This is a genomic window from Nonomuraea sp. 3-1Str (genome assembly GCF_031570565.1).
Taxonomy (GTDB): domain Bacteria; phylum Actinomycetota; class Actinomycetes; order Streptosporangiales; family Streptosporangiaceae; genus Nonomuraea.
Genome location: NZ_JALHBK010000013.1, coordinates 207,109 through 233,828, shown reverse-complemented (window position 1 = coordinate 233,828; position 26,720 = coordinate 207,109). Strand labels below are relative to the sequence as shown.

Sequence of the window (26,720 nt, the reverse complement as noted above, 5' to 3'; positions counted from 1 at the left end):
TGGCTCCGTGTGCGGTTCCGTGGTCGCCACGGATGTGGACCGGCCAGCCCGGAAGGAAGGCTGTGAACACGCACACAGCGGGTCGAGGGGACCCACGACGACAGGAGCGACCATGACCGGCTCTTCCACCCAGGGCATCAAGACCGTGCTGCACCCCGTGTCCGACCTGGCGAAGGCGAAAGCGGTGTACGCGGCCGTGCTCGGTGTCGCGCCACAGAGCGACTCGTCCTACTACGTCGGCTTCGACGCCGAGGGCCAGCACATCGGGCTGGTGCCGGGCGGTGGACCGCAGGGCATGACCTCGCCGGTGGCCTACTGGCACGTCGCCGACATCGAGGCGAAGCTGGCCGAGGTGACCGCCGCGGGGGCCACGGTGAAGGAGCCCCTGCACGACGTCGGCGGTGGCCGGCTGGTGGCCACCGTCACCGACCCCGACGGCAACGTCCTCGGACTGCTTCAAGACCGATGAACGCCGACGTCGCCGCGTGCCTCACGAGCAGGCGCGTCACGCCACGCTCGTGAGGCACGCGGCGAGTTGACCCGCGCTCGGTGCCACCTGGCGGGCGCCGGCGGCGCCCGCCTCCCGCAAGCGACGGCCACCCACAGAAGAAAGGTAGTGACAGAACATGAACCGGCACGTCAGCGACGACCTGTTCAGTCTGCAGGACATCGAGCAGCAGCCCAAGAGGCGCGGAATGAGGTTCACTCTCAACGGCGTCCTTTGGTCGCTGCAAGCGTTATGGGGTTTCTTCTTCGCCGGCAGCGGTTTCGGCAAGGTGCTGCTGTACGACGGAGCTCTGTATGCGGCGGCGCCCCGGGCCGTGGCCTGGTACGCCGCGGTGCCGCAGCCCCTGATCGTCTTCATCGGGATCTGCGAGGTGCTGGGCGGCGTCGGCCTGATCCTGCCGGCGATGACGAAGGTCAGACCGATGCTGACGCCGCTCGCCGCCGCCGGCCTGACGCTGACGATGATCCTCGCGGCTGGTTTTCATATCATCCGCGGCGAATACGCCTTGGTGCCGGCGAACCTCGTGCTGGGAGGGGTCGCGGCGTTCGTCATGGTCGGACGATGGAAGCTGACGCCCGTCTCACCCGCGATCCTCACCAGCTCACGCGCACTCAGGTCGTTCGCGGTCGTGGGCGCAGTGGTCCTGCTGACCTTCGTTCCGACGTGGTACACGATGACCAACGCCCCCTTCTGATCCCTGCGTCTCCCCCGCCCACCACCTCGCCCGGCATGGAGCACGCGATCGCGGGCGAGGTGGAGAACGGCCTCGCGGGCCGGCACCCGTCCGTGGCCGGCGTCTACCGCGTGCTCGCGGACGGGGAGGCAGTCGCGGGTGTGCAGTGATCGCGTTGTTTCAGGCGCTGGTCGCCGGGCTGCGTATGACTCCGGCGGTGCTGAGGGCTGTCATCTCTCGGACTCGATGCCCAGTGACCGGACGAGCTGGGTCAGTTCTTCTTGGAAAAGCTTGTCGGGGTTGATCGTCTGGGTGTGCAGGTGTCCGTAGATTTCCAGCGACACCAGACCATGCAAGTGGCCCCAGATGCGCAGGGCAAGTGCCACGCCGGCCGGCGGCAGGTCGGGAAACGCAGGACGGACCTTGCCGAGAAGCCCGTCGTCGAAGTCGGACCACTGGAAGTCGCTGTGCGCGTAAAGATGTTCGGCGTGCGGCCAGGCGGCGTCCGCGAGGGCGGCGATGCCCGTGCAGACCCGATGCGCGGCATCTGGGGCGGCGCCGCCCTCAGGTGCTTGGTAGCCGGGCACGGGGTCGCCATAGATGAGGCGAAATCCCTCGGGATTGGTGAGAGCCCAGCCCCGGAAGGCTCGCGCCCACGTCTGGATCCGGCTGGCTGGATGCGCAGCAACAGCTTCGGCCCACGCGGAATCCACAGCGTCGGCCAGCGCGGTGTACACCTCGTTGATCAGCATGGTGACCAGATCGTCGCGGGTGGCGAAGTAGCCGTAGATCGCGTTAGCGGTCATGCCCATGTCGCGAGCGATGGCCCGCAGCGTGATTGCGTCAGGTCCGCCCGTGGCCATCAGCTTGAGCGCGACCTGCTTGATCTCCGCTGTCGTCTCGGCCCGCAGCCGTTCGCGACGTCCTCCCGTGCTTCCCACAGCCATCACTCTACAGTGTCACTGGACTGGTTGGCGCACAAAAACTTCACGCCGTATAGTCTCCTCACGCCACACAGCGAACAGGGAGACCCATGCACATCGGAATCATCGGAGCCACCGGCGGCATCGGAAGCCGTGTCGTCACTGAAGCCCTCCTCCGAGGACATCACGTCACAGCGCTCACCCGCGACGCCACCCGGATCGACGAAGAGCGGGAGAACATCGTCTGGAAGACCGTCGACGTCCTCGACGCCGAAAGCATCGCCGCAGTCCTGCCCGGGCTGGACGTCCTGATCAGCGGATACCAGCCCGGCAACGCCGCCCAGGACTTCGGCGACACCGTGTCCCGCTCGATCACCGACCCCGCGGTCTACGCCACCGCCGCCCGGGCGCTGCTCAAGGCGCTGGAGAGCCACCCCCGGACCCGGCTGATCGTGATCGGCGGCGCCGGCAGTCTGGAGATCGAGCCCGGTCTCACACGAGCAGACTCCGACGAGCTCCTGCATCAGAGCCTCGACCAGCTGGGATTGCCAAGAGAGTACGCGGCCGCCGTGCGCGGGCACCGGGACGCCCTGAACGTCCTGCGCACGTCCAACCGGCTCTGGACCTACTTCAGCCCGGCGGAGGAGATCGCCCCCGGCCGGCGCACCGGCCGGTTCCGGATCGGTGGCGACCAGCCGGTCGTCGACGCCGACGGACGCAGCCGCATCTCCTCCGAGGACGCCGCCATCGCCCTCATCGACGAGGCGGAACTGCCTCGCTTCGTCCAGCGACGCTTCACCATCGGCTACTGAACCGCCCTCCCCTTGGCGGACACCTAGGAGATCACCATGAGTGACACCATCGACGACATCGTCCACACCTATTTCGCAGCATGGAACGACCTGGATCGCGGCCACCGCAACGCCACCATCGAGGCGATCTTCACGGAGAACGCCACCGTCATCGACCCCGACTGGACGGCCGAAGGCCGCAACGACATCGCAGCCGCCATAGGCCATGCACGTGAGGAGAAACTCGGCAACCTCATGCTCACGGTGACCAAGGTGATCAGTACCCACCATGATCTGGCCCTGTTCTCCTGGCACCTCGTCCAGCCTGATGCCTCCACCGCGGCTCCTCTGGCCACCGGTTACGGAGTCATGAGCATGGAGGAAGGAAGGATAAACCGTGCCTACAACTTCTTCGGCTGAGTGCGGAAACGCATTGCCGGCGACCTGCTGCTGAACCTCGCCACAGCCGGTGCGGCGGACACACTGTCCGCCGCGCTGTTCGGAACTCGTCGCACGAACGGGGCGTTCACGCGTCGGCGGCGCCCTCGGCGACTCTGGCCGTCGCGGCGGCGTACTCCTCGGCGGTCATGCCGAGGCGAGGGTCGTGCCGGTGCAGGTCGTGCTGGTCGTCGGCCCAGCGCTGGTAGTCCCGGCGGACGGTGCGCTCGTCGGAGTCGACGACGCGGGCGATCTCGGCCCAGGTGACGCCGGCCAGCAGCGCGTGATGCACGTTGGCGGGATGGCGTACGGTGCGCGCGATGCACTCCGCCAGCGCCAGCAGCTCGATGTGCTCGGCCGCGGTGAGCGCGGGCCGGTCCTCGGCGCCGTGCCGGGCGGGGTCATAGACGCCCCGGGCCACCAGCTCCGCCCGGGCGCGAGCCGACGCGTGCCTGGCGGCCAGCGTGTTGTAGCGCTCCAGCTGCTGACTGACCGGCATGTCGTAGCGAGCGTCGCGCCAGGTCGTGTGCTGCTCAGGGGTGGTCATGACGGCTTCTCCAAAGCGGGGACGGCTCACCACTCTAACGATCATCCAGGGTGCCGGGCATGGCGTTCCCGATGCCGCGTGCAGGGCAGCGCCGGTGGCAGGCCCTGCACGCGGCATCGGAGGGGACGTCAGGCGGGACGGCGGCGGCGGATCTTGATGTCGCGCATGTCGGTCACGGCCGTGCGCAGCACCCGGTAGGCGTGGCCGTGCGCGTCCAGCGCCGCCAGGGCCCCGCGCGTCGCCTCCGCCTCGCCGTCGCCCTGTCCCGCCGGAACCTGGCAGCGGAAGGTGAACGCCGACAGGCTCTCGTCGAAGGTGAACGAGCCCGCCTCGGTGAAGGCCGCCCCGCCCGCCTCCCGCACCGCGGCCCGGCCCGCCTCGTCCAGCCCGTCGAACGCGCCGGAGATCGTCACCCTGAACATGTCCCGTCCTCTCCTGCGGCATCACCGCGTCGTACGGCATAGCCGAGCATCCGCTCGCCCAGCACCTCTTCGGCCGCGTCAAGCAGCCCCAGCACGGCCCGCGCGATGTCGTCGGGATCCTCGCCCGCGGCGGTACGCCCGCCGATCTCGGAGAACACCAGCGCATGCAGGCAGCCCACATGCCAGGCCACCACGCGCGGCAGCGGATCGTCCGGCGCGGCCCCCGTCTCCTGCGCCAGGCACGCCGCCAGCTCATCGGTCATCTGCCGGCCCAGATCCTCCAGGCGCGCCGTCAGCGTCGGGGCGGCCCGCATCATCTCCAGCACGCGGCCGAAGCCCGCCGTCAGCCCCAGCCGCCGCTCCCGCCGGCGCACCTCCTCACGCAGGTGCTCCAGCACGGCACGTACGGCCGGCTGACCCGGCGGGCGGGCCCGCACCATGTCGGCCAGCCGCTGCGGCGATGCCTCCTCCGGCGGCAGGACCAGGTCCTCCTTGGCGCCGAAGTAGTTGTAGACGGTGTTGACCGACACCTCGGCCGCCTCCGCGACCTCGGCCATCGTCACGTGGTCGAACCCGCGCTCCACGAACAGAGCGGTGGCCACCTCGGAGATGCGCTGCCGCGTCTGCCGCTTCTTGCGTTCCCGCAGACCTTCTGCCATGTCCAGGAGCGTAACGGACCCCAAGCATCAACTCCAAACCAATTTTGGAGCACGTTGCAGTTTTCGCCTGGGGTCTGTTTCAGAAGTGGATCACAGGGTGATCAACTTTGGGATGATCTTTGGGTGGGTCGTGGGGATTTGACTGCCGCTCAGTGGGCGGTCCTGAAGCCGTTGCTGCCGGTCGGCAAGAAGCCGGGCAGGCCGCCGAAATGGACGAAACGGCAGCTCATCGATGGCATCCGGTGGCGGACGCGGACGGGTGCGCCGTGGCGGGACGTGCCAGCCCGGTATGGCGAGTGGGAGACCGTGTACGGGCTGTTTCGGCGGTGGCAGCGGGACGGCACGTGGGCTCGGATCATGAAGGAGCTGCAGGCCAGAGCCGACGCCAAGTGGCTGATCACCTGGGATGTGAGCGTGGACTCCACGATCACCCGCGCGGACCAGCACGCCGCTGGTGCGCGTAAAAGGGGGATCTGCAGGTCGAGACGCCCGGCGGCATCGATATCGAGCCCGCGGATCAGTGTGCCCCGGCTGGGGCCGGGGCGCCCGCGCAAGCGTCCGGACAGGGTCCGTGCCGATAAGGCGTACGGCGCCGCCGTCAACGAGTGGCTGTAGCCACCATCAGCCGCGCACCCGAGACTGCTCCACCTCCAGCACCGCAGCCAATGTTGGGTGCACCCGCCCCACATCGATCGTCGTGACCGTGTACTTGGCGACGCCAGCCACAACAAACGGATCCTCGGCAGCTATCCGCTCGGCAGCCACACGGTCAATGCCGTATGCCACGATGGCCCCACCCAGAGCCGAGGGCACCGTCTGCCCCGACAGCAAGAACATGCCATCGCGGTGATGACGTTCCAGGAACTCGACATGAGCAGCGACGAATGGCTCTGCCTCCCGCTCTGACGCCGTGTACTGCAGAAACAACAAGTGGAGCATCCCGTCCCTCAGATCTCCTCAGGCGATCGGCAAATCATCGCACTCATTGATCCATTTTTGGAACAGGGCTAGTAGTAGCCGGTGCTGCCGTCCAGCAGCTCCCGGATCACGTCGAGATGGCCGGCGTGGCGGCCCGTCTCCTCCACCATGTGGATCAGCATCCAGCGCAAGGACGCCGCCGCCGACCGGAAGTCCGGATGCCGGCCCACCTCCTCCAGGCCGTGCGCGGCGACGATCTCGTTGGAGACGGCGCACTGATGCGCGTACTCCTCCAGCAGCCGCGCCAGCGGAACGCCCTCCACCCGCATGTCGGCGTCCTCGACCGTCTCGTCGAACGGCGGCCCCTGCGCGGGCTTGCCCAGGAACAGCACCTCGAACCAGGTGTACTCCACCCAGCGCAGGTGCGACACGACGCCGGCCATGGTCATCAGCGGCGAGCCCGGCAGCACCGGCCGGTGCGCATCCTGTTCCGACAGGCCCTCGCACTTCCAGTGGACGATGGCGCGCTGCATGTCGAGCCAGCCCACGAGCTGGGTCCGCTCATCGGCGACGAAGGGCGGGCGAAGGCGCTCTGGAGGATTCATGGACGGGACGCTAGTTGAGCCTGCCCTGCTCGCGCACCGCGTTTTCCGCCCGGCGGCCGGGCTCGGGCTGTTCCTCGGCGACGGCCTCGCGGATCCAGGCGGCCAGCGCCCGGCCCAGCAGCGAGCGGTGCCCCGGCGCCCCGGCCACCTCCTCACCCGCCAGCGCCAGCGTCACGGTCCGCGTCACCTGCGCGGCCACCACGCACGTGGTGGTGGCGACGCCGAGCACCACCCACAGGCTGTAACCCTGCGGCAGCAGCACCACCACGAACGTCACATACGTGACCAGCACGCCGACGAACACCACCGCCCACAGCGCGGCCTGCTCCCCCGGCGACCGCTCCTCGCGGCGCCGTCCCCCGGCCAGGGCGCGCCCCCGGCCCCGGCGCGCGGCGAACCTGCCGCGGCCCTCCCGAGCGGGCGGCTCCGGTGCGGATGGTCCCTGTACGGATCGTCCCTGTGCGGGCACGGTGGATGTGGCCATAACGCTGCCCTCCCGGCGTTCAGCTTTTCCCTCGACCGAGTCTTGCACCCCGCCCTGTCACCCGCCACGAACCCGGATCGGCCCTTTCTCCGGAAATGCCGGCGGCGGGTGGCGACAATACGCGGCCGGCCGTGAATTCCTTTCTCATTCTCCGATGATTGACGCGGGATGCCGCGGACGCTTTTCGCAGGGAAACGGCCACCCTTCGGCGTCATGTCGCCATCCATGCCGCCGACCTGGGGATTTGCTGGATATCGCGGCATTTGTCCCGATGGTTAACCGGGCCGAAAGCCGCGAAGTGGCGTATGGCCGGACGCCGCCCACCCGAACCCCGGAAACGCAGACGGGGCCGGACGGAGCGCGACAACGCCGGATTCGGGCGGAGGGGGCGGCGGCGCATTCACCGGACACGTTCGCGAGAATTCAGGACCGGCAATTCCCGGCGAATGGCCGCGTCATTCTCGCCGCGTCGTCCGGCGTGTCGCGTCCACCTTCCGACACCATTCTTCACTCTGTGTAGCCATGCAATGACGAGACGTGATTATCTGATCGTTCCCAGGTCGACATAGGCGTGGCAGGACTGCCACAGGAAACCGTCCCAGCTCATGTTCTCGTCGCACCACCGCCGCGCCTCCTGCTCCTTGGCGCCGTCCGGCCGTACGGGGAAGCCCGGCGCGGAGGGGCGGCCCCCGGTCGTCGCTCCGGGGGCGCGCCCGCGGCCGGTGCCGCCACGGGCGTGGCGGTCGCGCTCCCCCGCGGCCTCGCCCGTCCGGCGTGGCTGTGGGGCGGGCGACGACTGCCGCTGCGGAGCGGGCGTCACCGCGCGACCGGCCGGGGAAGGCCACCCCCGGGAGAGGGCGCGCCGGTCCGCGCGATCCCCGCCCCGGCCGGCGTGCCCGTCGTTGCCGAGAATCCGGTCGAGGTTCTCCCCGAGGCGCCGGTCGAGACCCCGGCCGAGATCCCGGCCGGGCTCCCGGTCATCGTGGGCCCGGCTGTGGGGGCGGTCATGGGCGGAGTGGTGCGGGCGCTGATGCCGCCTGGCTCCCCGGCGGGCCATGGGCGTGCGCGCCCCGGCCGACGCCCCCTTCCGGCCGGTCGGCGCAGCCTCCCGCCCTGCCGGCGAGTCCGCCGAAGGAGCATGCGGTACGGCGGACGTCACGGGCGCGGCCGTACCGCCGGTCCCCTTCGCCTGCGCGGCGGCACCGGAGCCCCGCGCCTGCGCCTGCGGCGTGCCCGCCCCGGGAGGGCACAGGCCCAACCACGCCCCCAACGCCACGGAGACGACCGTGACCGCCAGCGCCGCGACCGTCACCCGGTCCACGCCGCCCGGCGGCTCCGGCTCGTACACCGGGAAGGGCGGCACCGGCGTCGCCCGCCGGAACGCCGACGGAGGTCTGTCAGTGTCCTGCTCGTGATTCACCGGGTCGGCCACGTAAGGATCATATGAGTGACGTTGTAACTACGGTCCGTAGCTTTGCGTGGCCTTTGACCCGCGCGTCGCGCCCCCGGGCGGCGGCGTCCGGCGCCGTCACGGGCTTGCGGGGCGCCGAGGACGACGGCATCGGCGAACCCCGGGGACGCCCACGGGCAGCCTGTTTGCGCGTGTCGCGGCGAGCTGTTAGCGTCGCCGCGGCGCGAGGAACGCGTGATCACCGGAGTGAGGGAGGTTGATGAATATGGCCGTCGCAGGCCCTCGTCAGCATGCCTTCATCCCGGCCCCGCGCGTCTAGAGCGCGGGCCGGTCGTCACCAACGACCAGGAGTGTCACATGTCTTCCTTCACCTCCGAGAACGCGCCCGCGAACACCCCAGGCGACCCTTCCGGGGCCGTCGCCGACCTGACCACCGACCGCCTGATCCTGCGGGCGTGGACTCCCGCCGAGGCCGACGCCGTCCGGCGGGGCGTCCGGCTCGACCACTGGGCCGGGGACTTCCCCGCCGAGGGCGACCAGGTGATCGCCGGTCTGTTCGACGCCAACCCGGCGTGGCTCGGCGCCCACGGTCACCGTCAGATCATCGAGCGCGACAGCGGCCTGGTGGTCGGATCGCTCGGCCTGTTCTGGCCGCCGGCCGACGGCCTCGTCGAGATCGGGTACGGGATCGTGGAGTCGCGGCGCGGGCGGGGCTACGCGCCCGAGGCCGTCCGGGCCCTGACCGCGTTCGCCTTCACCGCGCCGGGCGTCCACACGGTCCACGCCCACGTGGAGCCGTCCAACCCGCCCTCGATCCGGGTACTGGAGAAGGCGGGCTACCAGCAGTGGGAGGGCCCGTCCCAGGGCAGCGCCGAGGACGGCGAGGTGCTGAGCTACCGCGCCGTGCCGCCGGCCGGCAGCTGATCGACCGGTCGGCCCCGGCCGTCAGGGACACGCACGCCCCTGACGGCCGGCGCCGCCGCCCACAAGCCACCCGCCCTCAAGCCACCCGCCCTCAAGCCACCCGCCCTCAAGCCACCCGCCCACAAGCCACCGGGCGGGTCAGCCGCAGATGTCCGTTCAGCCGCTCCAGCCGCGTGCCCGCAGGAACGCGGCGCACCGGTGGGTCCAGTCGCCGGCCACCGGGTCATCCTCGGCCAGTCCCAGGCCGTGCTTGCCGTGCGGGTACACGTGCGCCTCGACCGGCACGCGGTGGCGGGCCAGCGCGCCGGCCAGGAGCAGGGTGTTGTCGAGCGGCACCGCGCCGTCGTCAGCGGTGTGCCACAGGAACATCGGCGGGCTGTGCGCCCCCCCCCGCCGCTCGATCGACAGACTGTCCAGGTCCGCATCGGTGCCGCCCGGGCCGAGCAGGCTCGCGGCCGACCCGGCGTGGGCGGCGGGCCCGGGCAGGGGGACGACCGGGTAGCACAGCACCGCCAGGCCGGGGCGGGCGTCCTGCGCGTCCACCTCATCGTGCGGACCCTCCGCGAGCATCGGGCCCGTCTCGGTGGCCAGCAGCCCCGCCAGGTGCCCGCCGGCCGAGAAGCCCAGCACGCCGACCCGCCCCGGGTCCACCCCGTGACCGGCCGCGTGGGCGCGCACCCAGCGCACCGCCCGGGCGGCGTCCAGCAACGGCAGCGGATGGCGGTGCGGCGCCACCCGGTAGGCGACCACGAACGCGGCCACCCCCAGCGTGTTCAGCCACCGCGCCACCGGCGCGCCCTCGTGCCCGGCCAGGTGCTCGTACCCGCCGCCCGGCAGCACCACGACGGCCGGCGCCGGCCGCGCGGAGCTCACCGGGAACGCGGTGATCCGCTCGATGGGTTCGCCCGGCCACAGCTGGTGCTCACTCACGATGCCGCCCTTCCCTCCAGGAGTTCGCCGGCCACCGTACCGGGTCCGGAGGAAGGCGCCTGCCCGAGGGGCGGGGTCAGCCCAGGGAGGGGGCGGCCGTCCAGCTCGCCAGCACGGCCAGCTTCTCGGCGGCCTCCGAACCCGGCTCGGCGGTGTAGACGACCAGCAACAGGTCCGGGTCGCCGGGCATCGCCAGCGTCTCGTATCCCACGTCGAGCCGGCCCACCACCGGATGCAGCATCCGCTTGACCCCGTAGGTCTTCTCCTTGACCTGGTGGTCGGCCCACAGCCGGCGGAACTCCTCGCTGCGCAGCGACAGCTCGCCGACCAGCTCGGCCAGCCGCTTGTCGCGCGGCCGGCGCCCGGCCTCCAGCCGCAGGTACGCCACGGTCTCGGCGGCCACCGCCTGCCAGTCGAGGTAGAACTCGCGCGCCGCCGGGTTGAGGAACGCGTCACGCGCCTGGTTGCGCGTGCGGTCGTCGCGGCCGGAGAAGCCGAGCACCGCGTCGCCCATCGGGTTCCACGCCAGCACGTCCATGCACCGGCCCAGCAGGAACGCCGGCCCGCTCACCGACTCCACCAGGAGCCGCGCTCCCGGCCGCACCCGCTGCTGGGCGGTACGGGGACGCTCCTCCTGCTTGTGCGGCCGGGCCAGGTCGCGCAGGTGCGCCTGCTCCACCTCATCCAGCCGCAGCACCCGGGCGACGGCGTCGAGCACCGCGTCCGACACGCTCTGCCCCCGGCCCTGCTCCAGGCGGATGTAGTAGTCGACGCTCACTCCCGCCAGTTGCGCGACCTCCTCGCGGCGCAGCCCCGGCACCCGGCGGCGCCCGAAGGCCTGCAACCCCAGCTCCTCCGGCTGGATACGCGCCCGTCGCGAACGGAGGAAATCGCCCAGATCAGTACTCATGGGCCCAGCCTAGGCAACGTCCCGCGCGCTCAGCCTGGCACTGCCAGACCCAGGATGAGCCTCACCCTGGGTAAGGCGGCGCGCCCGGAGCAGGATCGTCTCCGTCAGCACGACAACACCTCGACGAGGAGCACCACCATGAGCTACGACGCTCTTTCCACCCGTACCGCCGTCGTCACCGGCGCCGCCAGCGGCATGGGCGAGGCCACCGCCCGCCTGCTGGCCGCCCAGGGGGCGCGCGTGGCCCTGCTGGCCCGGCGCGCCGACCGGCTCGACGAGCTGGCCGCCAAGATCACGGCCGGTGGAGGCCAGGCCCTGGCGGTGACCGCCGACGTCACCGACCCCGCGAGCGTCGCCGCCGCCGCGGACCGCGTCCACGAGGCGTACGGGCCGGCCGACCTGGTGGTGAACTCGGCCGGCGTCATGCTGCCCAACCCGATCGTGGAGGGCCGTGACGACGAGTGGACCCGCATGATCGACACCAACCTGAGCGGGGCGCTGCGGGTCATCCGCGCCTTCGTCCCCGACCTGCTCGCCGCCGCCGCGCAGGGCCGGCCCGCCGACCTGGTCAACGTCTCCTCCATCGGCGCCCACGTCACCTTCCCCAACTACGCGGTGTACGGCGCCACTAAGGCGGCGCTCACCTTCCTGTCGGCGTCGCTGCGCACCGAGCTGGGCGGGCAGGACGTGCGCGTCACCAACATCGAGCCGGGCCTGACCGACACCGAGCTGGGCACGCACATCGACAACAGCGAGCTGAGCGGCCAGCTGGACGGCATGTACTCCGCGATGGACGCCCTGACGGCCGACGACGTCGCCGACCTGATCGCCTACACCACCAGCCGCCCGCGCCGCGTCAACCTGCGCCAGCTGGTGATCCTGCCCACCCGCCAGGCCTGAGCGGGCCGCCGGCCGGCGGTCCGGGGGAAGGTGACGGACCGCCGCCTGCCGTGCGGTGATTCAGCCCTCGGGCCCTACTTGCGCGCCCTGGTGATAAAGACCTGCCGCCGTGTGATGTCGCCCCTTGAGGGTGAGCTGGCGTGCCGCACGGCAAGGCCGAAATCGAACGTTTACTGAGTAGTGAATTCGGGGCGCAAGCCCTTGGCGCGTACTTCGCTGGCCGGTGGGGAGGGTACGAACGGCTCTGCCTCGATCAGGTGTCGGCGGAACCACTCGGCCGCGAGGCTCATCGCCTGACCGAGTCCGGGTTCTACGGACAGGCCGCGCTCGTCATAGGGCAGGATCTCCAGGCGTTTCGGTTCGCGGGCTTGGTCGTAGGCGGCCAGGACCTCGTCGATGTCGTGGGTGAGATCTTCGCGTCCGGTGACCATGAGGAGCGGCCGGGGGGCGACGCGCTCGATGAACGCCTCCGGCACCCATTGCAGCACCTGAGCCAGCGACTCGGCCTCCACCTCGTCGTCGAACGTAGGGTAGACCTCCTTGGCCAGCTGCAGGTAGTCCACGATGTGCGGGTCGCCGGTGCCGAGCAGCGGCATGCGCATCCCCTTCCCTGTCTCCTGGCGTTGCCGCAGGTCCTGATCGACGACATCGAGCATCGCCTGGACGCCGGCCCGGCCGCGGGCCTTCTCCATCGCGCGCCAGCCGTTGAACATGCTGGGGTTCTGGCAGGCGACGCATGTGACCCGGCGGTCGATCGCCGTCGCCTGGATCGCGACGGTGGCGCCCAGGCTGTGCCCCCACAACCCGATCCTGGCCGGGTCGACCTCGGGGCGGCCCTGCAGGTAGGTGATGGCGTTGCGGACGTCGTCGACGTAGCGGTGCGGGAAGACCTGGCCGCGCGGGTGGCCCTCGCTGGCGCCGATGGTGCGGTAATCGATCGCGAGGACGGCGAAGCCGGCCTGGACCAGGTAGGCGGCGCCGGGCGCCAGCGCCTCCTTGACCATGTGAACGCTGTGCCCCATCACCACGCCGGGCACCGGCCCGCCGGCTTCCTGCGGCAGATAGAGGTCGGCCGCGCAGCGTACGTCGCCGCTGCGGAACATGATGTGCTCGATCGTCATCGTGTGCCTTCCGTGGACAGAGCGGGAGGAGTCCAGTCCCAGAGCCGGGCGCTCTTGCGGCGGGCCACGCCGGAGGAGGCCAGGCGGGTCATCGCGGTCATGAGCCGGTAGGTCGCGCCGCTGGTGGACAGGCTGAGCTTGGGATCGGTCCGGGCCATGCGCTGCACCTGCTGGGTGCGGGGGCGGCGGACCTCGTCGTAGCGGTCCAGGGCCTGCGGGACGGAACTCGTCCGGGCTGCCTCGGCTGCCAGTACGACGGCGTCCTCCAGCGCCTGGCAGGCGCCTTGGGCCAGGAAGGGGGTCATCGCATGGGCGGCATCGCCGAGCAGCGCGATGCGGCCCTTGGCGTAGGAGGGCAGCGGGTCCAGGTCGTGGATGTCGTGGCAGAGCACCGCTTCGGGCGGCGTGGCGGCCAGCAGGGCCGGGATGGGCTCGTGCCAGCCGCGCGTCCGGGCCATCACCTCGCCGAGATCGTCGTCGAAGCGCAGGCCCGGCTGCTCCTGGCGGACGGTGAGAAACCAGAACACCCGCTCGCCGATCAACGGGTGCGCGCCGAACCGGGCGCCGCGGCCCCAGGTCTGAAACCCGCTCACCGGCCAGACCGTGCCCGGCGCTGTCACCCCGCGCCAGCACAGGATGCGCTGGAAGACGGGCTCGGGCGCGTCCGGCCAGACGCTGCGGCGTACCGTGCTGTGGATGCCGTCTGCCCCGACCAGCAGGTCGGCCCGCACCTCGCCGCCGTCACGACAGGTGACCGTGACGCCGTCGCCGTCCTGGCGGACGCCGGTCACCTCAGCGCTGGTACGGATCCGCTCCGCCGGCACGTGCCGGGCCAGCACGCGCTGCAGGTCGGCGCGGTGGTTGGCGAGCAGCGCCGGGTCGGCGTCCGGCTGGAACCGCATCAGGTAGGTCCCGTCCGGCAGCCGCATCGTGGCGCCCGCCTCGGTGGGCACCGAGCACGCCCGGAACTCCTCGCCCACGCCCAGGGCGTCGGCCGCGCGCAACGCATTCGGCGCGAACGACCAGCCGGCGCCCACCTCCCCCAGCTCTCGGGCCCGCTCCAGCACGGTTACCTCCCATCCGCTGCGCAGCAGGCCGCCGGCCACGGCCAGCCCGCCGATCCCGGCCCCGGCCACGATCGCGCTGCGACCCTGCTCACGCCTCATCGGCATCTCCCTCGTGCTGCGGCCCGGGCATACTCGCGAAGGCCTTGTCCATCCAGTCGAAGACTTCGTGCGCCGCGCGCAGCCGCCCGGTGCGCGCCGGATCGGACCCGGCCACCTCCATGCCCGCCGCGGTGATCTCACGGAACGCGGCCAGGCCCGCGACCCTGCGCCGGACGACTCGCTCCCAAGCGTCATCGTCCACCCGGTAGTAGTGGGTCTTCTGCCCCGGCCGGGTGCGACGGCGCACGAATCCGGCGTCGATGAGCAGGCGCATGCTGGTGGCCAGCGACGCCCTGCTCGCGCCGATCGCCTCGGCGATCTGCCCCGCCGACTGTTCCGGCGGATCACAGATCATCAACCAGGCCAGCACACGGCCGGCGATCGGCGGCACGGCGTACTCATCGATGCAGAACACCGCCGCCCGCTCCACCCACTCCAGGATTCGCTCCCGGTCACCTGTCATGCCATCCACCGATCTCAATCGTCTATAAAATCCAGTATGTACTGAATATAGTGTGAATGCAAGATGGTTCGCAGGATGTAGGAGAAGACCGTTGCGCGGTGGATCTCGCGTGACGTCAGATACGCGTCCAGGAGAGCACGTCCGGCCTTGGTGAGCTCGACCGGTCGAACTGGGTGACGGTGAAGACGCTGCCGTCCCACACGGTGCGAATCTTCCGTCCGGGCTGGGCTGGTCAGAGGTGCGCGCGGGCTGCGGCGGACCAGTGGGGGGCGTTCCAGCGGTCGGCGATGGCGGCGGCCCGCGCGAAGTGGGCGGCGGCCTCGTCGTCGCGGCCGAGCAGCAGCGCCAGCTCACCGAGCGTGTGGGCGACCGGACGCAGCGCCAGCGAAAGGCTCTCCGCGCCGGCCGGGGGGCCTTCACGGTGAGGGAGCAGGCCCGCATAGATCTCCGCGGCGGCGTCGCGGTCGTTCAGCGCGACGATCGCCATCGCGCGCAGGCTCGTCAGGAAGGTGAAGAAGAAGTCGGGCCGGATCGGGCTCGGTGACGTGCGGGCCCGGCGCGCCTCGTCGCTGCGGCCGGCGGCGTGGAGGGCGAGCGCGAGCAGGTCGGCGACCATCGGGCCGAGCGCCTCGTGCAGAGCGCGCACGTCGTCCAGGTGGTCGCCGAGCGTGCCGTCGTTCAGCCAGATCGCCGCCCGCGCGAGGGGCAGGAAGCCGGCGTGCACCGATCCGGCGCGTTCCATGCGTTCGGTGGCCTCGGCGTAGAGGCGCTCGGCGTCGGCGAACCGGCCCTCGATGAGCACCAGGCTCGCCAGCGCGATCTCGACGGCGCCGATCGCCTCCGGCATCCGGTAGGCGCGGGCGAGGTCGAGCGCCTCCCCGGTCACGCGGCGCATCGTCGCCGGGTCGTTGGCCGCAACGGCGTTGGCGGCCTGGCTGAGCAGCCCGGTCACGCGGTAGACGGGCAGGTCGTGCTCGACGCCGATCTCCACCAGCTCGCGGGAGTACTCCTCCTGCCCGGGGTCGCTGGCGAGGACCAGGAGCGCCGCGGCCCGGAGGCGGGGATCGGTGGCGAGGTCGAGGGCTTCCCGCGCCGCCGCCATGACCGTCGGATCGTCCTCGCCCACCAGCTCGTTGGCGTAGGCGATGAGGAGGCGGGACCGCACGTCGGGGGCGAGACCGGTCCGCTTGAGCAGGCGGCTGAGACGGTCGACGACGGGACGGTCGACCGTGCCGTACGTGCGGGCCTGCCAGGGGGTGGGCTCGGTCCAGGCGGTGAACGCGGCGATCATCAGGTCGTCGCGGCCGATCGACTCGGCGTACTCCACGGCCTGCTCGCGCGTGTCTCTGGCCGCGGCGCCGGCCCCGGCCCTGATCTGTGCCCGGAGCAGCCTGCCGAGCAGGTCGACGCGCTCGTCCGGTTCGCTGCAGTTGGCGACCGCGTCGGTGAGGAGGGCAGCCGCCACGTCGTGGGCGTAGCGCGCCTCGGCCAGCTCGGCGGCCCGCACGCAATAGCCGACGGCCTTCGGCGATCCCGCTCGCGCATAGTGATGGGCGAGCGCCGCGACGTCGCCGGTGCCTTCCAGGGCGGCGGCGATCCGGGCGTGCATCCTTGCGGCCCGCAACCGGCTGACGTCGGCGACCAGCGTGTCCCTGACCAGCGCGTGAACGAACCGGACGCGCCCGGGCCCGGGCTCGTCGAGCAACCCGGCGATGACGCCCGCGTCCAGCGCGTCCAGCACGCCGTCCCCGTCGGCGTCGGCGGCCTGCACGAGCACGTCCACCGAACTCTCCCGGCCGGCCACCGCCGCCAGCCGCAGGACGGACACGCCGCTCTCGGGCAGCCTTGCCAGCCGGCGCCGCAGCACGTCCCGTACGCCCTCGGGGACCTCGGAGAGCGCGACCAGCGCGCCCTCGCCGTTCAGCAGTCGCGCGCTCTCCCGCACGTAGAACGGGTTGCCGCCGGTGCGCTCGGCGATCTTCGCCACCGTCGCGTCGTCGGCCTCGCTTTCGGCCCGTACGAGCTCGGCCACCGCCGCGCCGTCGAGCCCGGGCAGCGCGATCCGGAGCGGCACGGTGCGGGCGAGCGCACCCAGCGTCTCGGTGAGGTGCTCGCTCTCCTCCTGGCGATACGCCGCGACGACCAGGATCGGGGCCCGCACGCCGACGCCGCCGCCGAGCAGCTCCAGCGTGGTCGTGTCCGCCCAGTGCAGGTCGTCCAGCACGACGGCGACCGGCCGTTCCGTGGCGGCCGCCGCGAGCCAGGCCCACACGGCCCGGCGCAGCCGGAACCGCCCGGCGGCGGCGTCGGTGTCCACCGGCATGGAGTCGGAGAGCAGCGGCGCCAGGTCTTCCGCGAACTCCCCCGGAGGGACGGCCGCGGCGACGGCCCGCAGCGCCTCGACCCACGCCCACGCGGGCGGCGCTCCGTCGACCTCCGGGCAACGCCCGGCGGCGACGAGCCAGCCGTCGCGCTCCAACTGCGCGCCGAGGTGCTCCAAGAGCGTCGACTTGCCCAGCCCCGCTTCCCCGGTGACGAGAGCGACGCGCGCCCCATCGGCGGCAGCCTGCCCGGCGGCCGAAACCAGCGCGGCAAGCTCGCCCTCCCGCCCCACGAAAGAGGCAGCGCGATGCAGGGTCGCGTCGTGCAGGCGCGCATCGTGCGAGGGCGTGGCGTATGAGGGTGGGGTGGCCGGGGGTGGGGGGACGGCCGTACGGAGGATGTCGATGCGCTGGGCGAGGATCGCCTCTTCCAGGGCGACCAGGTCGGGACCGGGGTCGAGACCGAGTTCGTCGGCGAAGGTGGCGCGGGCGCGGCGGAGCGTCGCCAGGGCGTCGGCCTGGCGGCCGCTGCTCCACAGCGCCAGGGCGTGCAGGCGCCAGCCCTCTTCGCGCAGGGGTTCGTCGCGGGTGAGGCTCTCGGCCTCGGGAACCACCGAGGCGGGGTCGCCCGTCCGCAGGCTCGCCGCGACGTGGAGCTCGCGGGCGACCATGCGCAGCTCGTTCAGGCGGGCGGTCTCGGCGGCGGCCCACGGCTCGTCGGCGACCTCGGCGAACGCGGGTCCGTGCCATAGGCCCAGTGCCTCGGCCAGCCGGGCGCGGGCGGCCTGAGGCTCGGTGAGCGTGCGGGCGTCGTCGAGCAGGTCCTCGAAACGCCACGCGTCCACCGATTCCGGCGGCAGCCGCAGCGCGTAGCCGGGGGCGGCGCTCACCAGGAGACGGGCCGGGGTTCGGGGCGGGCGGCCGGGCTCCAGCAGCCGGCGCAGGTTGGAGACGTACGCCTGCAGGGAGGCCAGCGCACGCGATGGCGGCTCGCCGCGCCAGAGGTCCTCGATCATCCGGTCGACCGGCACGACCTGTCCGCGCGCCGCGACGAGGAGGGCCAGGACGCCGCGCTGCCGCGGCCCGCCCAGGGGAACGGGCTCGCCGTTGACCTCGGCGCCGAGCGAGCCCAATACCCGGATCAAGACCATGACGTGCGACATCTTACGCGGATCCTGGCGTTCCAAGTCGGGTTCCAAGTCGGGTTCCAAGTGCCTTCCAAACGCCCGGGAGCAGCCTTGGCACATCGAGCCGATGAAGGGCAGGAACGAAATGAGCGTCAACACCCAGGACATGGAGATCGTCCACCGCGCCTTCCGTCGCGAGTCGCGGCTGCTGATGGAGCTCGTCGCGGCGGTCGCCCCGGGTGACACCGCTCGCGCCAAGGTGATCGCCGACCACTTCCGCGACTACCGGCTGGGACTGAAGAACCACCACGAGGGCGAGGACGAGCTGCTGTGGCCGCCGCTGCTGTCCCGGGTGGACCTGCAGGCCGACATCGTGCTGCGCATGGAGGTCCAGCACGAGCGCGTCGCGGCCACGCTGACCAGGCTGGACGCGGCGGTCCCGGCGTGGGAGGCCGCCGCCGGGGCGGACGAGCGCGACACGCTCGTGGCCGCCCTGGCCGACCACCGGGCCGTGCTTCTCGAGCACCTCGACGACGAGGAGGCCACTCTCCTCCCGCTCGCGGCCGAGCACATCACCGAAAGGGAATGGGCCTCCCTGGGCGACCATCTGGTGGCCAACACGCCCAAGCTCACCCTGCTCACCCTCTTCGGCCTCGTCCTGGAGGATGCGAACCCGGCCGAGCGCGCCACGCTCCTGTCCGCCCTTCCCGCTCCGGTGCGCGGCATCTGGCACATCATCGGCCGCCCCCGCTACGCCCGCCACATCAGCCGCGTCCGCGCGGCCTGACCAGACCCCCGATCCCCACGCACGACTCACCAAGCTCACCGAAGACTCGAAGGACGAAGAACAATGTCGCTGAAGAAGATCAACACTGTCCTGGCCGCCGCCTTCATCCTCTTCATCCTCTGGTTCGGGTCGGAGTTCATCCTGAGCCCGGAGGCGACGGCGCCGACCTTCGGCCTGCCGACCTGGCCGTCCGGCGACGGCGGCGGCTTCCTGATCGTCAAGGGAATCCGCGACGTCGTCATGGCCCTGGTCCTGGGCATCCTGCTGGTGACGGGCCACCGCCGGGCGCTGGGCTGGGCGCTGCTGGTGGAGGCCCTGGCCGCGTACGGCGACATGACCAACGTGCTGGCCCACCACGGCTCCGTGGCCACCGCGCTCGGCGTCCACTGCCTGACCGCGACACTGATGGTGGGCAACGGCCTGCTGCTGCTGCGCGAGACCCGCAAGGTCGCGGCCGCTCCGGCGACGCCCGCCCCGCACGCCGCCTGACCATCACCGGAACTCTTCAAGCGTCCCGCCATCCACCGGCCGGTCGAGCCGGACCAGAACAGCACGGTCAGGGCGCAGCACGGTGCTCCCCCGCATGTATGAGAACTCGAAAAAGGAAGACGACGATGACGATCAACGATGTGCGCGGTGTCCTCAAGGGGCGCGTGCTCCTGCCCGGTGATGACGGCTTCGAACAGGCGGCCACCGCGTGGAATCTGACCGTCAGGCAGCCGGTGGCGGCCGTGGTGGAGGCCGCGGATGCCGATGACGTGGCGGCGCTCGTGCGTTACGCGCGGCGGGCGGGTTTGACGGTGACCGCGCAGCCGAGCGGGCATGGCGCCTCCGGTGATGTGGAAGGCCTGATCCTGCTGCGTACCGGCCTGCTGGACGAGGTGGAGGTGCGCGCGCAGGAGCGCGTGGTCCGGGTGGGCGCGGGCGTGAAGTGGGGGCAGGTGCTGGCGGCGGCCGGTCCGCTGGGTCTGACCGGCCTGTCCGGCAGCGCGCCGGGCGTCAGCGTGACCGGCTACACCCTGGGCGGCGGGGTCGGCTGGTTCAGCCGCAAGTACGGCTTCGCCTCCGACAGCGTGCGGGCCATCGACATCGTGGACGCCGACGGCGAGCCGGGCCGGGTGACCGCCGAGTCCGATCCCGAGCTGTTCTGGGCGCTGCGCGGCGGTGGCGGGGACTTCGCGGTGGTGACCGCCCTCGAACTCGAGCTGTATCCCGCGCCGGTCCTGTACGGCGGGCGCGTGATCTGGCCGGAGCACCGGACCAGGGAGGTGTACGACGCGTTCCTGGAGATCACCGCCGAGGCGCCGCGTGAGCTCAGTGTCTGGATCAACCGGCTCCGACCCCCCGGCGCGCCGCCGATGGTGACGCTGGATCTGGCCTACCTGGGTGAGGCGGCTCAAGGGCAGGACCTGCTGGCACGCCTCGACAAGATCGAGGACGCGATCTCCGACAGCCGCGGCGTCGTCCCGGTCGCCGACCTGGGTGACATCACCGCCGAGCCCACCGACCCGGCCCCATCCATCGCTCGTGCTGAGCTGCTCACCGGCCTGGACGCGGCCGCGGTGGAGCTCCTGCTGGCCAAGCCGGTCGAACCACTCATCAACGTGCAGATCCGGCACCTGGGCGGGGCGCTCGCCGAGCCGGGCGGCGGGGCCGGTGCGAGCGGCGCGGTGGCTGAGCCGTACCTGCTCGGCCTGCTGGGTCTCGGGCTGCCGCACGCGGCCGATGCGACGCACGCCAAGCAGGCCGAGGTCGTGGCCGGCCTGGAGGCCTACATCAGCGGCCGCAAGCCGTACACCCTGCTGTCCCCCGGCGACACGGCGGCGAAGTCCTTCTCCGGCAGCGCGCTCGCGCGGCTGCGGGAGATCAAGCGGGACCGGGACCCGAACAACGTGTTCCGCGCGAACTACCCGGTGCTCGGATAGATCGGTTCCCAGCAGGTCCCGGCCCCTCCGCCCACCGGGGCGGCGGGGCCGCACCGGCCTTCCACTCCCCTCAGTCGCTCGACAACCCAGATGACCATCGAGCGCCACAGGGGCGTTGACGAGCCGGCGCGAACCGTCGTGATGGCGAAGGATCGCTAGGCGGTGGAGGTGAGCGCGGCGGGGATCTCGGCGAAGGTCTCCTCGACCATTTTCGTCAACGTGTCGCGGCCGCCGTGGCCGCCGTGCGCCGTCCAACGCAGGCAAGCCGTGCGCCAGGCGGCGACGAAGATCTCCACGGCCAGACGGACTTCCCACTCGTCGACGCCGGTCTCGGAACGGCCGCTCACCACCTCGACCAGGGCCCGGGTGGTGTCCTGGCAGTAGCCCAGACTGTGCGCCTGCAGCGCGGGGACGGCTTCCGACAACTGCCGGGCGGTCAGGAAGCGGCGATCCCAGTCGGCGTCCATGGCGCTCAAGGTGACGTCCAGCGCTGCGCGGAGAGCCTCGATCAGCGGGCCGTCCATCTCCCGGGCGGCCACGTAGTCCAGATAGGCCGACCACAGGTCGCTGTCGGCGGCGAGCGCGACGTCCTCCTTCGAGCGGTAGTTGCGGAAGAAGGTGCGTCTGGACACCTCCACGGCATCGCACAGATCGTCCAGGGTGGTGGCGTCGTAGCCACGCTCGGTGAACAGGCGGAGTGCGGTCTCGGCCAGAGCTCGGCGGGTGCGCAGCTTCTTGCGTTCGCGTAGCGGCAGGTCGCGCAGGTCATCCCTCACCCCAAGAGGCTAGCACGCAAGGGCGGTTGCGCTTTGACAGCTAACGCCACTGAGTGGCATTCTCCCGCCAGTGGCTGATTGTGTCTGTCGAATATCCGTGAGGAGCGCGAACCCATGACCACCGATCCCCCTGCACGCTCCCGTCCGGCGATCACGCTGGCGGTGGTGCTGCTGGCCTTCGTCACCGTGCCGATGTCCATCTCCGGAGCAGCCGTGGCGTTGCCCGGCATCGGCGCGGACCTGCACACAGCAGGCGCGCCACTGCAATGGGTCATGAATGCCTACAACCTGACCTTCGCCTCGTTCATGCTGGTCAGCGGATCCACGGCCGACCTGGCAGGACGCCGCCGGACCTTCGCGGCCGGCGCGGGACTGTTCGCCATCGGCTCGCTGGCCGCGGCAGCCGCCCCCGGCATCACCCTGCTGGATCTGGCCCGCGGCCTGTCGGGCATCGGCGCGGCCGGGGTGTTCGCCAGCGGCGGCGCGATCCTGGCCACCACCTTCGACGGCGCAGCGCGCACCCGCGCGTTCGCGGCGCTCGGCAGCGCCGCCGGGCTCGGCCTGGCGGCCGGGCCGACCCTGTCGGGCTGGCTGGTCGGCGCGCTGGGCTGGCGCGCCACCTTCGGGCTGCACGCCGCCCTGGTGGCCGTGGCGCTGATCGGCGTCGGTCACATCGCCGAATCGCGTGCGGCGCAGCGTCCCCGGCTGGACGTGACCGGTGCGGCGGTGTTCGTCGCCGGCCTGGGTGCGCTGGTCCTGGGCGCGGTCCAGGGCCCGGAATGGGGCTGGGCGAGCCCCGGTGTGCTGGCACTGCTGATCGTCGGCGTGGTGCTGCTGGTGGTCTTCGTCGTCCTGCAGGCGCGTTCCGCCGCCCCGCTCCTCGACCTGTCGCTGGTGAAGAACCGCCGATTCCTGGCGCTGTGCATGGTGCCGGTGGTCTCGACGTTCGGCTTCGTGACGCTGCTGACCTATCTGCCCACCTATCTGGTGGGTGCGAGCGGGTTCTCCCCGCAGCGCGCCGGAACGGTGCTGCTGCTGATGACCGCACCGGTGCTCCTGGCTCCGCCGCTGGCCGGCGGGCTGGTGAACCGGGGGGTGCCGGCCCGCGTGCTGATCACCATCTCCCTGGCGTCGTTCGCCGGCGGAAACGCCTGGCTCACCGTGATCGGCCCCTCCACTTCCGTCGCCGTCATCGCCGGGCCGCTGTTGATGGTCGGGCTGGGCGCCGGGCTGTCGTTCGGGGTGGGTGACGGGGCGGCGATGAGCCTCGTCGAGCCCGAGCAGGCCGGGATGGCCACCGGGTTTCTCAACACCATGCGCATCGGCAGCGAAGCCATCGTCATCGCCGTGTACGGCGCCGTCCTGGTCAGCCTGATCGGCACGCGCGTCGGCTCCCAGGAAGTGGCCGCGAAGGTCGCCGCGGGAGACCTGACCGGCGGCGCCTTCGACACGCTGGCCGCGGGGTTCACCGGCGCCTTGCACACCACGCTGTACGGAACAGCCGCCGTATGCGTCGTCGGCACGGTGGCCATCGCCGCCGCACTGGGCCGGCCACGCCGCGACATCGCCGCAAGCCCGGCCTCCGGCGACTCCCCACAGCCCACCAAGGTCGCCTGAGCGGGCACACCTGGCCGGACCCTGGTGCGGGTGGGATCGAACCCCCGTCCCCGACCCGCGGCGGAGCTCAGATCATGCGTCGTAGCGCGGTCTCCACGGCATCGATCAGCGGATCGCCTTCGGTCCGTGGGTGCCGCGCGAGACCGAGCTCGACGTCCGGCAGGGCGGGCAGGGCGTCGGCGTCGTGGCAGGCCATGGCCGGTTCGACGTTCGGGGGCATGAGCGCCGCGACGCCGAGCCCGGCCCGCACCGCGGCGAGCACGCTGACCAGGCTGTTGCTTTCGAACGCCACCCGCCAGCGCCGATCGGTGCGTTCCAGCGTCTCCAGCACGGACGTACGCCAGGAGCAGGTGTTCGAGAACAGCACCACCGGCAGCGGATCGGCGGTCACGTCCACGCCCTGGCCGACCGCCCAGACCAGCGGGCGGCGTACCGTCCAGCGCGGCGGCCCGGGAAGGTCCGGCACCTCGTCGAGCACGAGTTGGATGCGGCCCGCGTCATAGGCCTCCCGTGTCGACGCCTTGGGAAGGCTGAGCACCTCCAGCGTCGTGCCGGGGTGCACATGGGCGAGGTCGGCCAGGGCCTGCGGAAGCTGGGAGGCGGCGAGGTCCTCGAGCAACCCGACGCCGCAGTGGCCGCTGAGCGCGCGCCCGGTTTCGGTGAGCGCCTGTGCGGCGAGCGTGAGAATGCGGTCGGCGTACGGCAGCAGCTCCTCCCCCGCCCGGGTCGGCGAGACGCCGGATGTCGAGCGGTGCAGCAACGGACGGCCGACCACGCTCTCGAGCTTGCGCAACTGCTGGCTGAGCGCGGGCTGGGTATGTCCGAGCGCGGTCGCGGCGCGGCTGATGCTGCCCGCCCGCACGGCGGTGACGAACGACCGTAGCAATCCGATCTCGAGATCTCTGGCCATAAGAATTCATTATGTCAGCTGCAAAGAATTGGCCACTTCCTATGGCTCGGCCGGAGGTTCTAGCGTGTCGCGGGTGACCGGATACCGACAGGTGCTCGCCGTGCCAGGGATGGCATCGCTGCTGGGCGTCTCGCTGCTCGCCCGTGCCGCGATCACGGCCGACGCGATGGCACTGACGATGTATGTCGTGCTGGGTCTGGGCATGAGCTACGCCGCGGCGGGTGGTGTCGCGGCGGCGCTGACCGTCGGGGTGGCGCTGGGCGGTCCGCTGCTCGGCCGCCTGATCGACGTGCGGGGCCTGCGGAGCGTGCTGCTGGTAACCGTCGTCCTGCAGGTCGTGTTCTGGCTCAGCGTGCCGATCATGCCGTACGTGATTCTGCTGGGCGCCGCCTTCGTGGCCGGTCTGCTGATGGTGCCGGTCCAGCAGGTGACCAGGCAGGCGATCGCCGCGATGACGACGACGGGACAGCGCCGGGCAGCGTTCGCGCTGGAATCGGTGCAGGGCGAGCTGTCGTACATCGTGGGCCCGGCGGTGGTGATCCTGGGTGCGGCGAAGACATCCCCCGGCGTGGTGGCGTGGGGTGTCGGCGCCGCGATCGCGGCCGGCGGTGCCGGCATCGCCCTGCTCAACCCGCCACTGCGGGCCGAGGGCGAGGCCGATGCCGCCGCGGCCGGACGACCCCCGCGCCGGGAGTGGCTGGGCGCCGGCCTGATCGCCGTACTGACGATGGCGTTCGGCACCACGACGCTGCTCAGCGGCGTCGACCTCGCCATCGTCGCCACGCTCGAAGAAGCAGGTCAGGTGTCCTGGGCCGCCGTCGTCGTCCCCGTGTTCGGCGTGGCCTCCGTCGCCGGCGGGCTCGTCTACGGCGTGCTGCCCCGGCCGATGCCCACGTGGCTGCTGCTCGGCCTGCTCGGGCTCGTGACGATTCCCGCCGGTCTCGCCCACGACTGGCCCTGGCTGTGCGTGGCCATCGTCGGCGCCGGGATTCTCACCGCGCCGACCCTTTCCACGGTGGCCGACGCGGTGAGCCGGCTGGCTCCGGCCGGCGTGCGCGGTGAGGCGACAGGACTGCAATCCTCGGCGCAGAGCGCGGGTTTCGCGCTCGGATCCCCGATCGTCGGGCTGGCGATCGACGCCTCCGTGCCGGCGGCCGGCTTCGCGGCTGCCGGGCTGGCCGGCCTCGCGGCCGCGCTGACCGGATGCCTGCTGGCCCGCCGCTCGACCGCCCGGACGCGGTCTCGGCTCGACGATCTCGGCCGCGCCGGAGCACCGGACCTCGAGCCGTGCGAGGCCGGCACCCGGCCTGGCACGTGATACGGGCCGGCGCCTACGGCCGCGCCGCTCCGCCGGCTGTGGATGCCGGTGCCGCCTGGGCGGTGATGGAGTGCCGTACCGCTGTCGTGTCCTGCGCCCCCGAAGCCGTCACGCTGCCCAGGAGCCGCAGTGCCGCCTCCGACGGCGAGCCGGGCTCGGCCGTGTAGGCGATCAGGTGCTGGCCCGAGGTGCCGGGGATGAGGAGATTCTCGAAGCTGAGTTCCATCGCACCGACCAGTGGGTGACGCAGGTGCTTCACTCCGGAGGTGCAGGTGCGCACGGGGTGCCGGGCCCAGAGAGAGGCGAACTCGTCACAGTTCATGGTGAGTTGACCGACAAGCTCGGCCAGGGAGCGGTCGTCGGGGTGGCGACCGGCGACCAGGCGCAGGGCGGCCACGGCGAGTTCTGCCTGGTCGCGCCAGTTCGCGTACAACTTCCGGTACTGCTGGTCCAGGAACAGCATCCGGGTCACGTTGGGGCGGGTGGCGGGTGTGTCAGGGCTCTCGGGCGCCAGGTGTCCGGCGAGCAGCGCGTGGCCCAGTTGGTTCCATGCGAGGACGTCGTTGCGCCGGTCCAGGACCAGGGCCGGCACGTCGGTCATGGCCGCCAGCAGCTGCCGGGCCGAGGCGCTGGCGTGCGTCGCCCGGGTCGGGGCGGGGCGGGACGACGCGGCGGCGGGGCGGGCGAGGTCTTTCAGGTGGACCGTCTCGTCGTCGGTGAGGCGCAGGGTGCGCGCGATCGCCTCCAGCAAGCCGTCTGAGACACCGGCGGCCCGGCCCTGTTCCAGGCGGGTGTAGTGGGTGATGCTGACGTTGGCGAGCATCGCCAGCTCCTCGCGGCGCAGCCCGGTGACCCGGCGACGGGTCCGGTGCGGGGTGATGCCGACTTCCTCGGGACTCAGCGCGGCGCGGCGCGACTTGAGGAAGTCTCCCAGCTCGGACGAGGCGTCCATTCATGCCTCCAGGTCGGCGGACTGCGACAGGTCGTGGTCACTGACTCTCCCATGATGCCCGCCGGTCCCGACGGCCGGGAGCCGTCAGGGTGGTGCTGCGATGACTACCCTCGCACTGGCTGCGCAAGGCAGGGTTCTGGCTGCGAATCCGGGTGCCGAGGAGCCTTTTCCGTGACCGCACGTGACGCGACCGA

At 71.7% G+C, this 26,720-nt stretch carries 29 protein-coding genes; 12 read left to right on the top strand and 17 right to left on the bottom strand.

Annotated elements, in window-relative coordinates; all coding sequences use genetic code 11:
- The first annotated feature begins 112 nt into the window (after positions 1-112).
- Entirely contained in the window at positions 113-469 is a 357-nt protein-coding gene (locus MTP10_RS22360; protein WP_310711502.1) for a VOC family protein, read from the top strand.
- A 157-nt stretch (positions 470-626) separates the two neighbouring features.
- Entirely contained in the window at positions 627-1,202 is a 576-nt protein-coding gene (locus MTP10_RS22355; protein ID WP_310711501.1) for a DoxX family protein, read from the top strand.
- 209 nt (positions 1,203-1,411) lie between these two features.
- Here MTP10_RS22355 and MTP10_RS22350 read toward each other — a convergent pair whose 3' ends face one another.
- A complete protein-coding gene (locus MTP10_RS22350) occupies positions 1,412-2,122 on the bottom strand; it encodes a TetR/AcrR family transcriptional regulator (protein WP_397334490.1) in 711 nt (236 codons plus the stop codon).
- Positions 2,123-2,214: 92 nt separating this feature from the next.
- Between MTP10_RS22350 and MTP10_RS22345 the strand changes: the two genes are divergently transcribed.
- Entirely contained in the window at positions 2,215-2,916 is a 702-nt protein-coding gene (locus MTP10_RS22345) for an NAD(P)H-binding protein (protein WP_310711499.1), read from the top strand.
- A 36-nt stretch (positions 2,917-2,952) separates the two neighbouring features.
- On the top strand, positions 2,953-3,315 hold the full coding sequence (locus MTP10_RS22340; protein ID WP_310711498.1) for a nuclear transport factor 2 family protein: 363 nt from the start codon (positions 2,953-2,955) through the stop codon (positions 3,313-3,315).
- Positions 3,316-3,421: 106 nt separating this feature from the next.
- Here MTP10_RS22340 and MTP10_RS22335 read toward each other — a convergent pair whose 3' ends face one another.
- From MTP10_RS22335 to MTP10_RS22325, 3 genes are all read right to left on the bottom strand, one after another.
- A complete protein-coding gene (locus MTP10_RS22335; protein ID WP_310711497.1) occupies positions 3,422-3,880 on the bottom strand; it encodes a hypothetical protein in 459 nt (152 codons plus the stop codon).
- 128 nt (positions 3,881-4,008) lie between these two features.
- Complete coding sequence (locus MTP10_RS22330) at positions 4,009-4,302, bottom strand: DUF6204 family protein (RefSeq protein ID WP_310711496.1); 294 nt, start codon at positions 4,300-4,302, stop codon at positions 4,009-4,011.
- Positions 4,290-4,961, bottom strand: a complete 672-nt coding sequence (locus MTP10_RS22325; RefSeq protein WP_310711495.1) for a TetR/AcrR family transcriptional regulator — start codon at positions 4,959-4,961, stop codon at positions 4,290-4,292. Before MTP10_RS22325 ends, MTP10_RS22330 begins: the two co-directional genes overlap by 13 nt.
- On the opposite strand from MTP10_RS22325, the gene MTP10_RS42005 reads away from it, so the two are divergent.
- A complete protein-coding gene (locus MTP10_RS42005; protein ID WP_397334489.1) occupies positions 4,866-5,576 on the top strand; it encodes an IS5 family transposase in 711 nt (236 codons plus the stop codon). The genes MTP10_RS22325 and MTP10_RS42005 overlap by 96 nt on opposite strands.
- A 6-nt stretch (positions 5,577-5,582) precedes the next feature.
- Here MTP10_RS42005 and MTP10_RS22320 read toward each other — a convergent pair whose 3' ends face one another.
- The 4 genes from MTP10_RS22320 to MTP10_RS22305 all read right to left on the bottom strand — a co-directional run bounded on the left by MTP10_RS22320 (position 5,583) and on the right by MTP10_RS22305 (position 8,400).
- Positions 5,583-5,900 (bottom strand): YciI family protein, encoded by a 318-nt coding sequence (locus tag MTP10_RS22320; RefSeq protein ID WP_310711494.1) that lies wholly within the window; start codon positions 5,898-5,900, stop codon positions 5,583-5,585.
- Positions 5,901-5,968: 68 nt separating this feature from the next.
- On the bottom strand, positions 5,969-6,484 hold the full coding sequence (locus MTP10_RS22315) for a DinB family protein (protein WP_310711493.1): 516 nt from the start codon (positions 6,482-6,484) through the stop codon (positions 5,969-5,971).
- A gap of 10 nt (positions 6,485-6,494) precedes the next feature.
- Entirely contained in the window at positions 6,495-6,968 is a 474-nt protein-coding gene (locus tag MTP10_RS22310) for a hypothetical protein (protein WP_310711492.1), read from the bottom strand.
- Positions 6,969-7,509: 541 nt separating this feature from the next.
- The gene (locus tag MTP10_RS22305; RefSeq protein ID WP_310711491.1) at positions 7,510-8,400 is read right to left on the bottom strand and encodes a hypothetical protein; all 891 of its coding nucleotides are present in this window, start codon (positions 8,398-8,400) and stop codon (positions 7,510-7,512) included.
- A 336-nt stretch (positions 8,401-8,736) separates the two neighbouring features.
- On the opposite strand from MTP10_RS22305, the gene MTP10_RS22300 reads away from it, so the two are divergent.
- Complete coding sequence (locus tag MTP10_RS22300) at positions 8,737-9,303, top strand: GNAT family N-acetyltransferase (protein WP_310711490.1); 567 nt, start codon at positions 8,737-8,739, stop codon at positions 9,301-9,303.
- 156 nt (positions 9,304-9,459) lie between these two features.
- On the opposite strand, the gene MTP10_RS22295 is transcribed toward MTP10_RS22300, so the two are convergent.
- Positions 9,460-10,233, bottom strand: a complete 774-nt coding sequence (locus tag MTP10_RS22295) for an alpha/beta hydrolase (protein ID WP_310711489.1) — start codon at positions 10,231-10,233, stop codon at positions 9,460-9,462.
- A 76-nt stretch (positions 10,234-10,309) separates the two neighbouring features.
- Complete coding sequence (locus tag MTP10_RS22290; RefSeq protein ID WP_310711488.1) at positions 10,310-11,143, bottom strand: helix-turn-helix transcriptional regulator; 834 nt, start codon at positions 11,141-11,143, stop codon at positions 10,310-10,312.
- 138 nt (positions 11,144-11,281) lie between these two features.
- Here MTP10_RS22290 and MTP10_RS22285 point away from each other — a divergent pair, with 138 nt between their 5' ends.
- Complete coding sequence (locus MTP10_RS22285) at positions 11,282-12,043, top strand: SDR family oxidoreductase (protein ID WP_310711487.1); 762 nt, start codon at positions 11,282-11,284, stop codon at positions 12,041-12,043.
- A gap of 170 nt (positions 12,044-12,213) precedes the next feature.
- Here MTP10_RS22285 and MTP10_RS22280 read toward each other — a convergent pair whose 3' ends face one another.
- The 4 genes from MTP10_RS22280 to MTP10_RS22265 all read right to left on the bottom strand — a co-directional run bounded on the left by MTP10_RS22280 (position 12,214) and on the right by MTP10_RS22265 (position 18,265).
- Positions 12,214-13,164: an alpha/beta fold hydrolase gene (locus MTP10_RS22280; RefSeq protein WP_310711485.1), complete on the bottom strand. Its 951-nt coding sequence runs from the start codon at positions 13,162-13,164 to the stop codon at positions 12,214-12,216.
- Positions 13,161-14,330: an FAD-dependent monooxygenase gene (locus tag MTP10_RS22275; protein ID WP_310711484.1), complete on the bottom strand. Its 1,170-nt coding sequence runs from the start codon at positions 14,328-14,330 to the stop codon at positions 13,161-13,163. Before MTP10_RS22275 ends, MTP10_RS22280 begins: the two co-directional genes overlap by 4 nt.
- The gene (locus MTP10_RS22270; RefSeq protein WP_310711483.1) at positions 14,320-14,760 is read right to left on the bottom strand and encodes a transcriptional regulator; all 441 of its coding nucleotides are present in this window, start codon (positions 14,758-14,760) and stop codon (positions 14,320-14,322) included. Before MTP10_RS22270 ends, MTP10_RS22275 begins: the two co-directional genes overlap by 11 nt.
- Before the next feature lie 265 nt (positions 14,761-15,025).
- Positions 15,026-18,265 (bottom strand): BTAD domain-containing putative transcriptional regulator, encoded by a 3,240-nt coding sequence (locus tag MTP10_RS22265; RefSeq protein ID WP_310711482.1) that lies wholly within the window; start codon positions 18,263-18,265, stop codon positions 15,026-15,028.
- Positions 18,266-18,386: 121 nt separating this feature from the next.
- On the opposite strand from MTP10_RS22265, the gene MTP10_RS22260 reads away from it, so the two are divergent.
- The 3 genes from MTP10_RS22260 to MTP10_RS22250 all read left to right on the top strand — a co-directional run bounded on the left by MTP10_RS22260 (position 18,387) and on the right by MTP10_RS22250 (position 20,953).
- Entirely contained in the window at positions 18,387-19,028 is a 642-nt protein-coding gene (locus MTP10_RS22260) for a hemerythrin domain-containing protein (RefSeq protein ID WP_310711481.1), read from the top strand.
- Positions 19,029-19,091: 63 nt separating this feature from the next.
- The gene (locus tag MTP10_RS22255) at positions 19,092-19,517 is read left to right on the top strand and encodes a DUF4267 domain-containing protein (protein WP_310711479.1); all 426 of its coding nucleotides are present in this window, start codon (positions 19,092-19,094) and stop codon (positions 19,515-19,517) included.
- Positions 19,518-19,642: 125 nt separating this feature from the next.
- Entirely contained in the window at positions 19,643-20,953 is a 1,311-nt protein-coding gene (locus MTP10_RS22250; protein WP_310711477.1) for an FAD-binding oxidoreductase, read from the top strand.
- Positions 20,954-21,108: 155 nt separating this feature from the next.
- Here MTP10_RS22250 and MTP10_RS22245 read toward each other — a convergent pair whose 3' ends face one another.
- Entirely contained in the window at positions 21,109-21,729 is a 621-nt protein-coding gene (locus MTP10_RS22245; protein WP_310711476.1) for a TetR family transcriptional regulator, read from the bottom strand.
- A gap of 114 nt (positions 21,730-21,843) precedes the next feature.
- Between MTP10_RS22245 and MTP10_RS22240 the strand changes: the two genes are divergently transcribed.
- On the top strand, positions 21,844-23,346 hold the full coding sequence (locus tag MTP10_RS22240) for an MFS transporter (RefSeq protein ID WP_310711474.1): 1,503 nt from the start codon (positions 21,844-21,846) through the stop codon (positions 23,344-23,346).
- Positions 23,347-23,413: 67 nt separating this feature from the next.
- Here MTP10_RS22240 and MTP10_RS22235 read toward each other — a convergent pair whose 3' ends face one another.
- Positions 23,414-24,256: a LysR family transcriptional regulator gene (locus tag MTP10_RS22235; protein WP_310711472.1), complete on the bottom strand. Its 843-nt coding sequence runs from the start codon at positions 24,254-24,256 to the stop codon at positions 23,414-23,416.
- Positions 24,257-24,329: 73 nt separating this feature from the next.
- On the opposite strand from MTP10_RS22235, the gene MTP10_RS22230 reads away from it, so the two are divergent.
- Entirely contained in the window at positions 24,330-25,574 is a 1,245-nt protein-coding gene (locus MTP10_RS22230; protein WP_310711470.1) for an MFS transporter, read from the top strand.
- A gap of 13 nt (positions 25,575-25,587) precedes the next feature.
- On the opposite strand, the gene MTP10_RS22225 is transcribed toward MTP10_RS22230, so the two are convergent.
- Positions 25,588-26,526 (bottom strand): helix-turn-helix transcriptional regulator, encoded by a 939-nt coding sequence (locus MTP10_RS22225; RefSeq protein WP_310711469.1) that lies wholly within the window; start codon positions 26,524-26,526, stop codon positions 25,588-25,590.
- Positions 26,527-26,720 lie beyond the last annotated feature (194 nt).

Bases quoted from the DNA above. Each gene is read 5' to 3' on its own strand.
- MTP10_RS22340 (WP_310711498.1), top strand. From the start codon at position 2,953: ATGAGTGACACCATCGACGACATCGTCCACACCTATTTCGCAGCATGG.
- MTP10_RS22240 (WP_310711474.1), top strand. From the start codon at position 21,844: ATGACCACCGATCCCCCTGCACGCTCCCGTCCGGCGATCACGCTGGCG.
- MTP10_RS22330 (WP_310711496.1), bottom strand. From the start codon at position 4,302: ATGTTCAGGGTGACGATCTCCGGCGCGTTCGACGGGCTGGACGAGGCG.
- MTP10_RS22345 (WP_310711499.1), top strand. From the start codon at position 2,215: ATGCACATCGGAATCATCGGAGCCACCGGCGGCATCGGAAGCCGTGTC.
- MTP10_RS22225 (WP_310711469.1), bottom strand. From the start codon at position 26,526: ATGGACGCCTCGTCCGAGCTGGGAGACTTCCTCAAGTCGCGCCGCGCC.
- MTP10_RS22280 (WP_310711485.1), bottom strand. From the start codon at position 13,164: ATGACGATCGAGCACATCATGTTCCGCAGCGGCGACGTACGCTGCGCG.
- MTP10_RS22255 (WP_310711479.1), top strand. From the start codon at position 19,092: ATGTCGCTGAAGAAGATCAACACTGTCCTGGCCGCCGCCTTCATCCTC.
- MTP10_RS22250 (WP_310711477.1), top strand. From the start codon at position 19,643: ATGACGATCAACGATGTGCGCGGTGTCCTCAAGGGGCGCGTGCTCCTG.
- MTP10_RS22320 (WP_310711494.1), bottom strand. From the start codon at position 5,900: ATGCTCCACTTGTTGTTTCTGCAGTACACGGCGTCAGAGCGGGAGGCA.
- MTP10_RS22290 (WP_310711488.1), bottom strand. From the start codon at position 11,143: ATGAGTACTGATCTGGGCGATTTCCTCCGTTCGCGACGGGCGCGTATC.
- MTP10_RS22335 (WP_310711497.1), bottom strand. From the start codon at position 3,880: ATGACCACCCCTGAGCAGCACACGACCTGGCGCGACGCTCGCTACGAC.
- MTP10_RS22310 (WP_310711492.1), bottom strand. From the start codon at position 6,968: ATGGCCACATCCACCGTGCCCGCACAGGGACGATCCGTACAGGGACCA.
- MTP10_RS22235 (WP_310711472.1), bottom strand. From the start codon at position 24,256: ATGGCCAGAGATCTCGAGATCGGATTGCTACGGTCGTTCGTCACCGCC.
- MTP10_RS22300 (WP_310711490.1), top strand. From the start codon at position 8,737: ATGTCTTCCTTCACCTCCGAGAACGCGCCCGCGAACACCCCAGGCGAC.
- MTP10_RS22265 (WP_310711482.1), bottom strand. From the start codon at position 18,265: ATGGTCTTGATCCGGGTATTGGGCTCGCTCGGCGCCGAGGTCAACGGC.
- MTP10_RS22325 (WP_310711495.1), bottom strand. From the start codon at position 4,961: ATGGCAGAAGGTCTGCGGGAACGCAAGAAGCGGCAGACGCGGCAGCGC.
- MTP10_RS22275 (WP_310711484.1), bottom strand. From the start codon at position 14,330: ATGAGGCGTGAGCAGGGTCGCAGCGCGATCGTGGCCGGGGCCGGGATC.
- MTP10_RS22260 (WP_310711481.1), top strand. From the start codon at position 18,387: ATGAGCGTCAACACCCAGGACATGGAGATCGTCCACCGCGCCTTCCGT.
- MTP10_RS22355 (WP_310711501.1), top strand. From the start codon at position 627: ATGAACCGGCACGTCAGCGACGACCTGTTCAGTCTGCAGGACATCGAG.
- MTP10_RS22360 (WP_310711502.1), top strand. From the start codon at position 113: ATGACCGGCTCTTCCACCCAGGGCATCAAGACCGTGCTGCACCCCGTG.
- MTP10_RS22285 (WP_310711487.1), top strand. From the start codon at position 11,282: ATGAGCTACGACGCTCTTTCCACCCGTACCGCCGTCGTCACCGGCGCC.
- MTP10_RS22315 (WP_310711493.1), bottom strand. From the start codon at position 6,484: ATGAATCCTCCAGAGCGCCTTCGCCCGCCCTTCGTCGCCGATGAGCGG.